This is a genomic window from Campylobacter concisus, assembly GCF_902460535.1.
Classification (GTDB): domain Bacteria; phylum Campylobacterota; class Campylobacteria; order Campylobacterales; family Campylobacteraceae; genus Campylobacter_A; species Campylobacter_A concisus_AS.
In genome coordinates this window covers 346,533-357,892 of the sequence record NZ_CABPTV010000004.1, presented here as the reverse complement: position 1 = coordinate 357,892, position 11,360 = coordinate 346,533, and the positions used below count along the sequence as shown (strand labels likewise).

The window sequence follows — 11,360 nt, the reverse complement described above, 5'->3', positions numbered from 1 at the left end:
CCTAAGAGCATTTATCGTTCTTGGAGCAATTTATATATTTTAATAAACTTTCTCCCTTTAAAAACTAGGCCGGATATAATCCGACCTAGCTATCTAATCATTTCTCGCCAAGTGGCCAGTAAACAACTGGTTTAGCTCCTAGTCTTGCCTCACCATGATACATACCAAGTTTATCTTTAGTCCAAGCAAAGCCAGTCTTACCAGACTTATCAATAGAGATGATACCACCACTACCGCCTAGTGCTACTACCTCTTTTACAGCCTCCTCAGTTGCTTTTTGTACATCTGAAGTTTTGTATTTATAAAGAGCTGAGACCTCATGAGCAGCATTTACACGCATGTAGATATCACCTGTACCTGTGCAAGAGACTGCCACTGAGCCATTATCTGCATAGGTCCCAGAGCCAATTATCGGACTATCGCCTATACGGCCAGTCATTTTATTTGTCATACCACCAGTGCTGGTTGCTGCAGCTAGATTGCCATTTTTATCAAGCGCAATCGCTCCAACAGTGCCAAGATATGGACGCTCATATAAATTTAGCGAAGTTTTCTTTGTCTTTTCACTATCAAGCATGAGCTTTTGTTTCTCTTTAGCCCTTTGGAGTGCGTCATATCTAAACTGTGTGAAAAAGTACTTTTGATCAACCATCTCTAGGCCGTTTTCTTTGGCTAGTTTGCAGTCTATACATTTTTTATGCTTGAAAAATTTAACATCATCATAAGTATTTTTTTACAAAGACCTATTTCATACTATTAACCTATATTATCATAGACCGAGAGCATCATACCTTAACACCATCTCGTCATAATTTGCAATTTTTCATTAATAAAAATAAACATATTAACTAAATAAAAAATTTTAAAAAAACAAGAAAATAAATTTTAAAAAGGCAAACAACTCAATAATATAAAAAACATAAAAAATTAATTAATCAATTAAACATATAAGAATTAAAGCAGATTAACAACAAAGCCCGCAACGACCTACTTTCCCAACATCCCAGTAAGGGAGAGTATCATCAGCCAGGACGAGCTTAGCTTCTTGGTTCGAGATGGAGCAAGGCGTTTCCTCGTCTGTATAGTCACGGGCAGTGTTAAATAAAAGATATATTAGATAAATCTCTTATTTAACACTACTAGATAAAGTTAAAAGTCATAAACAAAGTTTTGTAAAAACATATCTTATTAAGTTTTTATCCTTAACAAGGAAGTGATGCTTATTAAAAGATAAGCAGACGAGCTATTAGTACTGGTCAGCTAAAGGACTTTCATCCATTACACACCCAGCCTATCAAACACATAGTCTATATGAGCTCTTAAAAGAAGATTCATCTTGGAGTTGGCTTCCTGCTTAGATGCTTTCAGCAGTTATCACATCCCAACATAGCTACCGAGCGGTGCCCTTGGCAGGACAACTCGTACACCAGTGGTTGGTTCGACCCGGTCCTCTCGTACTAGGGTCAACTCTCCTCAATCTTCTTGCGCCCACGGCAGATAGGGACCGAACTGTCTCACGACGTTCTGAACCCAGCTCGCGTACCGCTTTAAATGGCGAACAGCCATACCCTTGGGACCTGCTCCAGCCCCAGGATGCGATGAGCCGACATCGAGGTGCCAAACCTCCCCGTCGATGTGAGCTCTTGGGGGAGATCAGCCTGTTATCCCCGGGGTACCTTTTATCCTTTGAGCGATGGCCCTTCCACACAGAACCACCGGATCACTAAGACCGACTTTCGTCTCTGCTTGACGTGTATGTCTCGCAGTTAAGCTGGCTTATGCCTTTATACTCTACGAACGATTTCCAACCGTTCTGAGCCAACCTTTGTAAGCCTCCGTTACATTTTGGGAGGCGACCGCCCCAGTCAAACTACCCACCAGACATTGTCCTACTTGAGGATAACTCAAGCTAGTTAGCTATCAGAATAAAAAAGAGCGGTATCTCAACAATGGCTCACCATAAACTGGCGTCTATGGATCAAAGCCTCCCGCCTATCCTGCACATTTTTATCCCAATAGCAGTGTCAAGCTGTAGTAAAGGTCCACGGGGTCTTTCCGTCTTGCCGCGGGTAGGAGGAATTTTCACCTCCACTACAATTTCACTGGATCCCTCTTCGAGACAGCTCCCATCTCGTTACGCCATTCATGCAGGTCGATATTTAATCGACAAGGAATTTCGCTACCTTAGGACCGTTATAGTTACGGCCGCCGTTTACTCGGGCTTCGATCAAACGCTTCGCAGAGCTAACGTCATCAATTAACCTTCGAGCACCGGGCAGGCGTCACACCCTATACATCCTCTTACGAGTTAGCAGAGTGCTGTGTTTTTGGTAAACAGTCGGGAGGGACTCTTTGTTGTAACCTTCAATGCTTACGGAGTAAATCCTTCACAAAGTTAGGCACACCTTATACCGAAGATACGGTGCTATTTTGCAGAGTTCCTTGAAGAGAGTTCTTCCACGCGCCTTAGAATACTCATCCCACCCACCTGTGTCGGTTTACGGTACGGGCAACTATAACTAAACTTAGAAACTTTTCTTGGCTCGACAGTATCAAGGATTTACGATTCATTCCGAAGAACTTCACGCACCTGTAAGGCCTCGGCTTAAAGGAGCTCGGATTTGCCTGAACTCCAACCTGCACCTTTCGACCAGCACTACCATCCGCTGGCTCCTCTAACTCTAAGCGTCCTTCCATCGCACATTATAGTTGGCATTGGAATATTAACCAATTTTCCATCGCATACCCCTTTCGGACTTTGCTTAGGACCCGGCTAACCCTACGATGACGAGCATCGCGTAGGAAACCTTGGGTTTACGGCGTTGGGGATTCTCACCCCAATTATCGCTACTCATGCCTGCATGCTCACTTGTATTCGCTCCAGCACTCCTTACCGGTATACCTTCAACACAAATACAACGCTCTCCTACCACTTAGTAAAACTAAGTCTAAAGCTTCGGTACTCATTTTAGCCCCGTTATATTTTCCGCGCAGAATCACTAGACCAGTGAGCTATTACGCTTTCTTTAAAGGATGGCTGCTTCTAAGCCAACCTCCTGGTTGTTTAAGTAACTCCACATCGTTTTCCACTTAAATGAGATTTAGGGACCTTAGCTGTTAGTCTGGGTTGTTCCCCTCTCGACGACGGATTTTATCACTCGCCGCCTGACTGCCATGATTACACACTAGGTATTCGGAGTTTGATAGGGTTTGGTACATTGGTGTATGCCCTAGCCCATTCAGTGCTCTACCCCCTAGTGTTACTACATGACGCTATACCTAAATATATTTCGGAGAGAACCAGCTATCACGATGTTTGATTGGCCTTTCACCCCTATCCACAAGTCATCCCATAGCTTTTCAACGCTAGCGGGTTCGGTCCTCCACCGGCTCTTACACCGGTTTCAACCTGCTCATGGATAGATCACATCGTTTCGGGTCTGCAACGTCTGACTAAACGCCCTATTAAGACTCGCTTTCGCTACGGCTCCGGGTTTCCTTAACCTCGCCAGACATCACAACTCGCAGGCTCATTATGCAAAAGGCAGTCCATCACCCTGATAAATCATAGGGCTCTGAATGATTGTAAGCAAATGGTTTCAGGTTCTATTTCACTCTGATCACCTCAGTTCTTTTCACCTTTCCCTCACGGTACTTGTGCACTATCGGTCTAGTAGTAGTATTTAGGGTTGGATAGTGGTCTACCCAGCTTCAGACAGAATATCACGTGTTCCGCCCTACTCAGGATACTGCTAAGTAAAATAAAGCTTTCATATACGGGGGTATCACCCTCTGTGCCTAACCTTTCCAGGTTGTTCTATTAGCTAAGTTTAGTCTATATTGCAGTCCTACAACCCCACTAGTAAACTAGTGGTTTGCCCTCTTACGCGTTCGCTCGCCGCTACTAGCGTAATCTCTTTTGATTTCTTTTCCTGAGGGTACTAAGATGTTTCAATTCCCCTCGTTCGCTCCGTTATACGGTAACTAATATCTCTATTAGTTGGGTTGCCCCATTCAGAAATTCCCGGATCAAAGCCCCTTGACGGCTCCCCGAGACTTATCGCAGCCTGGCACGTCTTTCATCGCCTCTACTAGCCAAGGCATCCACCACTTGCTCTTTGTAGCTTACCTTTTCTATATTAGATTATTCTAATTCGCATCACTTCCTTGTTAAAGATAACTTTATGTTACTACATTTAAATTCTAACTCTCAAGACGGAAAGCATTGACTACTATTTAGATAAGTTTTAAATCCTAAATAGATTGTGATGTCAAACTTTTGCATTAAATGCAAAGAGAATAGAAATTTAAATCTTTAACAAGTCCTGTAAAATTGTTTTTAAAACTTGCTTGTGACTATTAACAATATTAATTAAAAGAACATTTAGACTTCGCAGACTAGCAAGCTAGTCTTTACGACCAAAGAGTTACACCCTTTGGAAACCCCTAAAGCACAAAGTTACTTTCGGCAACTTCGTCATCAATAAAGATTAAGTACGCTTAAAAGTCTAAAGTAAATGTTTCTAAAAACACTTAATATAGACTTTTACTGTTAAACTATTTTATGGTGGAGAATAGCGGGATCGAACCGCTGACCTCCTGCGTGCAAAGCAGGCGCTCTCCCAGCTGAGCTAATTCCCCAATTAAATTCTCTGGTGGGCCTAACAAGACTTGAACTTGTGACCTCACCCTTATCAGGGGTGCACTCTAACCAGCTGAGCTATAGGCCCCTATAGGTCTATCAATCTTTCAAAACTAAACAAGGATGATTGAGAATATCTTTCTTATAGATATCTTGTGAGAGAATATCTATATGTACTCTAGAAAGGAGGTGATCCAACCGCAGGTTCTCCTACGGTTACCTTGTTACGACTTCACCCCAGTCGCTGATTCCACTGTGGACGGTAACTAATTTAGTATTCCGGCTTCGAGTGAAATCAACTCCCATGGTGTGACGGGCGGTGAGTACAAGACCCGGGAACGTATTCACCGTAGCATGGCTGATCTACGATTACTAGCGATTCCGGCTTCATGGAGTCGAGTTGCAGACTCCAATCCGAACTGGGACATATTTTATAGATTTGCTCCATCTCGCGATATTGCTTCTCATTGTATATGCCATTGTAGCACGTGTGTCGCCCCGGACATAAGGGCCATGATGACTTGACGTCGTCCACACCTTCCTCCTCCTTACGAAGGCAGTCTCATTAGAGTGCTCAGCCGAACTGTTAGCAACTAATGACGTGGGTTGCGCTCGTTGCGGGACTTAACCCAACATCTCACGACACGAGCTGACGACAGCCGTGCAGCACCTGTCTTAACATTTCTGCAAGCAGACACTCTTCTATCTCTAGATGATTTGTTAGATATCAAGTCCGGGTAAGGTTCTTCGCGTATCTTCGAATTAAACCACATGCTCCACCGCTTGTGCGGGTCCCCGTCTATTCCTTTGAGTTTTAATCTTGCGACCGTACTCCCCAGGCGGTATACTTAATCCGTTAGGTGCATTACTGCCAAGACTAGCTTAGCAACAACTAGTATACATCGTTTAGGGCGTGGACTACCAGGGTATCTAATCCTGTTTGCTCCCCACGCTTTCACGCATTAGCGTCAGTTGAGTTCCAGCAGATCGCCTTCGCAATGGGTATTCCTGGTGATCTCTACGGATTTTACCCCTACACCACCAATTCCATCTGCCTCTCCCTCACTCTAGATTATCAGTTTCCCAAGCAGTTCTATGGTTAAGCCATAGGATTTCACAAGAGACTTGATAATCCGCCTACGCGTCCTTTACGCCCAGTGATTCCGAGTAACGCTTGCACCCTCCGTATTACCGCGGCTGCTGGCACGGAGTTAGCCGGTGCTTATTCGTTAGGTACCGTCATTGTTCTTCCCTAACAAAAGGAGTTTACGCTCCGAAAAGTGTCATCCTCCACGCGGCGTTGCTGCTTCAGGGTTTCCCCCATTGAGCAATATTCCCTACTGCTGCCTCCCGTAGGAGTCTGGACCGTGTCTCAGTTCCAGTGTGACTGATCATCCTCTCAGACCAGTTATGCGTCATAGCCTTGGTGAGCCATTACCTCACCAACTAGCTGATACAATATAGCCTCATCCTACACCGAAAAACTTTCCCTATCTAACTTATGTCAGACAGGAGTATAGAGTATTAGCAGTCGTTTCCAACTGTTGTCCTCTAGTGTAGGGCAGATTAGCTATACATTACTCACCCGTGCGCCACTAACTCATAAGAGCAAGCTCTTACTTGTCCGTTCGACTTGCATGTATTAGGCACGCCGCCAGCGTTCACTCTGAGCCAGGATCAAACTCTCCATATTAACCTTCTTTAGCGTAAAGCAAAGCTTTACTAAGAAGCAACACTAAAGACTAAGATTGCTAATGCAATCTAGTAATAATGTTTTTACTAAAATTGCTTTTAGTATTTATTATGAAGTTTTTAATCAAAAAAACTTTTAGTTTTTATATTAGTTTGTCTAATCTATTATTTAATCATAATAGACTGGCTCAATCGATCACTTGTTTAGATTTCAAAGATTGACTAATAGTTTAACAATTGTAAGTTAAAAGAACAACGATAAGAAAAAGGCTTTATTAACGTTGAAGTTAAAGGTGGTTTCTCGTTTCGTGAGCTGGAATTATATATGAGGGATGCTTAAATGTAGATAAAAATAAGGCTATTTTTTTAAAAGCCCATGAAGAAATTTTGAAGTCCAACTTTTCCGTTAAAAATAACGTCTTTTTTGCTTGGATCATATTTAAAGTCGCTCACAACTTTCTTGCCATCTTCTTTAAGATATCCAGTAGATATTAGAGTTGGCTCAAAAAGTGCCATCTCAGGAAATGCCGTATCAAAGAATTTAGCCAAGCTCTCATCCACGCTTAATTTGCCTTCAAGTGAAAGTTTGTCAAAAATTTCAAGCTGAGTTGAGCCATTTTTAAAGCCATTAACAGCTGCATCTAAGTTTAGTTTTAAACTCTTGTCGCCATTTTTGAAGCTGAGATTACTTACTTTTAAATTTGGGTTTTTCTCTAAAATTTGACCAAGTATTTCATCAAAATTTAGCTCGTCAAGCACGCTTTTATCGCCATTTGTGCTACTTAACTTATCAAGCACCTTATTTATCGCAGGGACGTTGATATTTGATAGCTTACTCTCAAAGGCAAAATCTGTATATTTTAGCTTGCTTACACTTACTGCACCTATCTTTATCGCGTCATTTGAGCTGCCAAGATCGTTTGAAATTTCAAATTTTGACTTATAGTCAAAGTCATCAACCACGATATCACCCTCGCTTTCAGATAAAAGGGCGACTTTTTTAAATTTGGCATTTGCAACATACGGAGATATTTTGCTTTCAAATATCTTTGAAAGCTCAACTGGCGTTGTATAGGCTGTATCTATATAAAATCCCTCAGCCTCAATACTGTCTTTATACTCGTCATAGCTTTTAAATGCGATCTTAGCTATCTCGATATTGGCACTATTAAGGTTATAATTTTTGTCCACTTTTAAGCCAAATTTGAAATCTTTTGTGAGAAATTTATTTGTTTTTTTGTCATTAAAATCAACATCACTAAATTTCACATTTATATATTTATTGCCAGCCAAAGTTGCCTTTGTCTTTGCGGTAGCGACGACATTTGAGCCCAAAAATGTAGCTGCAATATTTTTGATCATATCATTTTGGATAGAAACTTTTGAGTCGATCTCAAAGCCATTTAAAAAGGCAAGCACTGAGTGTGAGATCACGCTCTCTACTTTAAATTTCAAATCCTCATCAAGCTCTTCGCCAGTGATATTGTAAAAAAGATCTTTTGAAACAGTAAGATCAAACGAGCCATTTGAGCCAAAAAGTCCTTTTTTATACTTGTTCTCAGAAACCTTAAAACCATTTATGTCATTTAACTTATCAACGGTCCTTAGATAATGTTCCTCTACTTTATTTGAAGCGATATAAGCAGCTCCAACTGCAACCACGATAACTACAACTAGGGCAGATATCAACTTTTTCATACTTTTCTCCTTTTTGTAATGTGTTGTAAAAACAACCAGATACCAAATAATAAGCCTACCATAGCAAGTGGCATGATATATCCATGCGCGCCAAGATAGTCACTCACACTCACGAAATAATCCCCTGCTTTATAGCTAGCAAGACCAACGATCACCGCCCAAAGCACCGAGGATATCAAATTTATAACACTAAATTTATAAAAAGAGTATTTTGTAAGTCCAAGTGCGATAGGCACCAAAGTTTTGACGCCATAGATAAATTTCTTGATAAATATTATCTTATCACCGTGCTTCTTTGCCAAAATTCCAGCGTAGGCAAGCTTTCTTTTGTGATTTTTCACGTAAGGCATAAGCGAGCTTTTATTAAATCTTGCGACGTAAAAGATCAAAGTGTCGCCGATCGTGTTTGCCACGGCAGCGACGATTATGCTAAGAGTGATGTCCATTTTGCCTGCAAAGCTTAATATTCCAGCAGCGATAAGTGCAACCATGCCACCACCAAGGCTGTAAAAAAACAGCACAACGTAGCCATAAGTTGAGATTGAATTTATAATATCTTGCATCATTGCCCCAAAAGTTTAGAAGCTGAAGATATTAGCTGCTCGTATGCGTAGCCACTTTGTTTTAAAATTTCATCCTTTGCGCTAATCACTGCTCCACCAAAGCTAGCTCCAGCAAAAAACCCATCATTTGCAGCATACGCATAGATGTCGCTTGAAAATTTAAAATCGCTTACTTTATTATAATTGCGCCCGATATCGCCAAATGCCACTGAAAGCTTTGTATCAAGCGTGATCTTGGCGTCTTTTATGTCGTAGATGATGCTATCTTTAAATATAAATAGCACAAGCGAGCTATCTTCATAGCCAAGCTGTATGCCGATGCTGCCGCCACTTATACTAACTGGCAAAATTTCACTTGGAGAGTTGATATTGCCAACGACCATGATGCCATCTCCGCCCATGCCACCAACTACAAAACCGACTTTTTTTACACTTGGAAAGATGATCGTAGCTTTTGACTGCTCGATGAGCTCTTTTATATGGGCGTTTCTAGCGCCTCTCATCGTCGTTATAAATGAATTTGCCGAGTCTAGCACGAGCTCCTCGCTAGCAAAGCCAAGCGAGAAAAACACTATTAATGATAAAATAAATTTCATATCTTGCCGTTATTTCGCAAAATCAACAGCGCGAGTCTCTCTGATGACGCTTACTTTTATCTCACCAGGATACTGCACCTTGCTCTCGATCTCTTGAGCGATCTCTTTTGCCACAAGCACTGCCTCATCGTCGTTTATGAGCTTAGCATTTGCAATGACACGGATCTCACGGCCAGCGTTGATCGCATAAGCTTGCTTAATGCCCTCTTTGCTTTTTGCGATGTTTTCGATCTCTTCGACACGTTTTAAGAAACTCTCAAGCACCTCACGTCTAGCTCCTGGACGAGCTGCGCTTAGTGCGTCAGCTGCGCAAACAGCAGCACTTTCTATACTTGTCACCTCTTCGTGGCCGTGGTGAGCATAGATCGCATTGATAACAACTGGATGCTCCTTGTAGCGTTTGCAAATTTCAGCTCCAAGATCGACGTGGCTGCCCTCGTACTCGTGAGTTAGCGCCTTGCCGATGTCGTGAAGTATGCCAGCTCTTTTTGCTAGCTTCTCATCTCCGCCGCACTCAGCCGCGATGATGCCAGCAAGGTGAGCCACTTCAAGGCTGTGCGCAAGGGCGTTTTGACCGTAGCTTGCTCTAAATTTAAGCTTGCCTATTAGTTTTACGATCTCTGGATGAATTTTATTTAGACCAAGGTCCATGACGATGTTCTCGCCCTCTTCTTGTATGCTTTGCTCAAATTCTTCAGTCACTTTTTTGTGAAGGTCTTCTATCCTCGCAGGCTGAATTCTGCCGTCCTCCACCAAAAGCTCGATCACTCTTGTTGCAATCGCACGTCTGTAAAGGTTAAAGCTGCTTAAGATGATCGCATGTGGTGTATCATCGATGATGATATCAACGCCAAGGACCATTTCAAGGGTTTTGATGTTACGTCCCTCTTTGCCGATGATCCTGCCTTTTAGCTCATCGTTTTTGATATTTACGACATTTATCAGTCGCTCAGCCGCAAATTCTCCAGCAAATCTCGACGTAGCCTGCGCTAAGATATAATTAACCCTCTTTTTAGCCTCTCTTTTTGCCTCTTCTTCGTACTTTCTAACGATGTGAGCGATGTCGGCGCGTGACTTCTCCTCGACCTTTTTAAGCACAACCTCTTTTGCCTCTTCCTCCGTTAAGCCAGCAGCGTGCTCAAGCACCCTTATCGCCTCTTCTACTTTGTTTTGATAAGTCGCTTTTAAATTTAAGCCCTCTTCGTAAGTAACCTTCGCATCTTGCTTATCTTTTTCAAAAAGCTCTTTGCTCTCATTTAAAAGCTCTTGCTCATTTAGCAAAATTTTCTCTTTTTTGGTTAGCTCATCAAATTTACTTGCATACTCTTTTTGAAGCTTTGTCGTCTTGTCATCGTATCTTTTTTTAGCCTCAAATTCAGCCTCTTGCACTGAAATTTTAGAGTTTTTAAGCGTTAGCTCAGCTTCATACTCAATAGCTTTTGCCTTTGCTTTTGCCTGCTCTAAAAATATGTTGTAGTTTGCATCATTTATCTTTTTGGCGTAGAGATACCCTGCTCCAACGCCCACCACACCGGCTCCTAAGCCTATTAAAACCTCTATCATTTATTCCTCTTTTTATATAATTTTTACTTGGGGTTATATAAAAGTCTCCCACCGCATCGTGCGCCTGCGAGAGCACATCTTTGGTGTAAAAGTCTTTTACCTCTAAGAAAACTATCAGTTTTGGCTTAACGGGCAAAGTGTCAAAAAATCTATCGTAAAATCCTTTTCCGTGCCCTATCCTTGCCATAGCTCCATCAACCCCAATCGCTGGAACTACCGCCATATCGAGTTTAACATTATTCATTTTTTTGCCAGATGGCTGCCTGACATTAAATTTATAAGTTATAAATGGCAGTCGCAATCTTACCATCTCTAAGCTAAGACCTACCATAAAAGGGGCAAAAATTTCACATTTATGTGATAAATTTCTTCTCATTTTAAGCACATCGACCTCGTAATCAAGCGGCAAATAGAGCAAAACTTTCTTAGAATTTGTAAAATTTATCAAATTTAAAAGCGTTTTTGCTGCCTTATGATGTGTGCATTTTGCTCTAAATTTAGTAAGCTTTATCAAATTTGCTCTTGCATTTTTTCTAAATTCATTTTTTTCTAAATTAACGCTCATTTTATGCTCTTTCTTGTATAATCCTGAAACATTTTTCAAAA

6 protein-coding genes, 2 tRNA genes and 3 rRNA genes are annotated in these 11,360 nt (G+C 41.6%); all 11 read right to left on the bottom strand.

What is annotated here, in order from left to right; all coding sequences use genetic code 11:
* Positions 1-97: 97 nt before the first annotated feature.
* A complete protein-coding gene (locus tag FZ945_RS05695; protein WP_262367131.1) occupies positions 98-688 on the bottom strand; it encodes an isoaspartyl peptidase/L-asparaginase in 591 nt (196 codons plus the stop codon).
* 286 nt (positions 689-974) lie between these two features.
* Positions 975-1,093 (bottom strand): 5S ribosomal RNA (rrf, locus tag FZ945_RS05690).
* A gap of 133 nt (positions 1,094-1,226) precedes the next feature.
* Positions 1,227-4,131: ribosomal RNA gene (locus FZ945_RS05685) — 23S ribosomal RNA — on the bottom strand.
* 434 nt (positions 4,132-4,565) lie between these two features.
* Positions 4,566-4,641: transfer RNA gene (locus FZ945_RS05680), tRNA-Ala, on the bottom strand.
* A gap of 12 nt (positions 4,642-4,653) precedes the next feature.
* A tRNA-Ile gene (locus FZ945_RS05675) sits at positions 4,654-4,730 on the bottom strand.
* 94 nt (positions 4,731-4,824) lie between these two features.
* Positions 4,825-6,335, bottom strand: a 16S ribosomal RNA gene (locus FZ945_RS05670).
* Together the 16S, 23S and 5S rRNA genes with 2 tRNA genes alongside form the textbook arrangement of a ribosomal RNA operon.
* A 365-nt stretch (positions 6,336-6,700) precedes the next feature.
* Positions 6,701-8,032, bottom strand: a complete 1,332-nt coding sequence (locus FZ945_RS05665; RefSeq protein WP_148803131.1) for a DUF945 family protein — start codon at positions 8,030-8,032, stop codon at positions 6,701-6,703.
* Positions 8,029-8,595: a DedA family protein gene (locus FZ945_RS05660; RefSeq protein WP_181001409.1), complete on the bottom strand. Its 567-nt coding sequence runs from the start codon at positions 8,593-8,595 to the stop codon at positions 8,029-8,031. Before FZ945_RS05660 ends, FZ945_RS05665 begins: the two co-directional genes overlap by 4 nt.
* On the bottom strand, positions 8,595-9,191 hold the full coding sequence (locus tag FZ945_RS05655) for a lipid-binding SYLF domain-containing protein (RefSeq protein ID WP_148803129.1): 597 nt from the start codon (positions 9,189-9,191) through the stop codon (positions 8,595-8,597). The genes FZ945_RS05660 and FZ945_RS05655 overlap by 1 nt, the downstream gene beginning before the upstream one ends.
* A 9-nt stretch (positions 9,192-9,200) precedes the next feature.
* The gene (gene rny, locus FZ945_RS05650; RefSeq protein WP_148803128.1) at positions 9,201-10,754 is read right to left on the bottom strand and encodes a ribonuclease Y; all 1,554 of its coding nucleotides are present in this window, start codon (positions 10,752-10,754) and stop codon (positions 9,201-9,203) included.
* On the bottom strand, positions 10,675-11,319 hold the full coding sequence (locus tag FZ945_RS05645) for a 5-formyltetrahydrofolate cyclo-ligase (protein WP_148803126.1): 645 nt from the start codon (positions 11,317-11,319) through the stop codon (positions 10,675-10,677). Before FZ945_RS05645 ends, rny begins: the two co-directional genes overlap by 80 nt.
* Between the last annotated feature and the right edge of the window lie 41 nt (positions 11,320-11,360).

What these genes read in the sequence shown, in the direction of transcription:
- FZ945_RS05655 (WP_148803129.1), bottom strand. Translation starts at nt 9,191, where the DNA reads ATGAAATTTATTTTATCATTAATAGTGTTTTTCTCGCTTGGCTTTGCT.
- FZ945_RS05660 (WP_181001409.1), bottom strand. Translation starts at nt 8,595, where the DNA reads ATGCAAGATATTATAAATTCAATCTCAACTTATGGCTACGTTGTGCTG.
- FZ945_RS05665 (WP_148803131.1), bottom strand. Translation starts at nt 8,032, where the DNA reads ATGAAAAAGTTGATATCTGCCCTAGTTGTAGTTATCGTGGTTGCAGTT.
- FZ945_RS05645 (WP_148803126.1), bottom strand. Translation starts at nt 11,319, where the DNA reads ATGAGCGTTAATTTAGAAAAAAATGAATTTAGAAAAAATGCAAGAGCA.
- rny (WP_148803128.1), bottom strand. Translation starts at nt 10,754, where the DNA reads ATGATAGAGGTTTTAATAGGCTTAGGAGCCGGTGTGGTGGGCGTTGGA.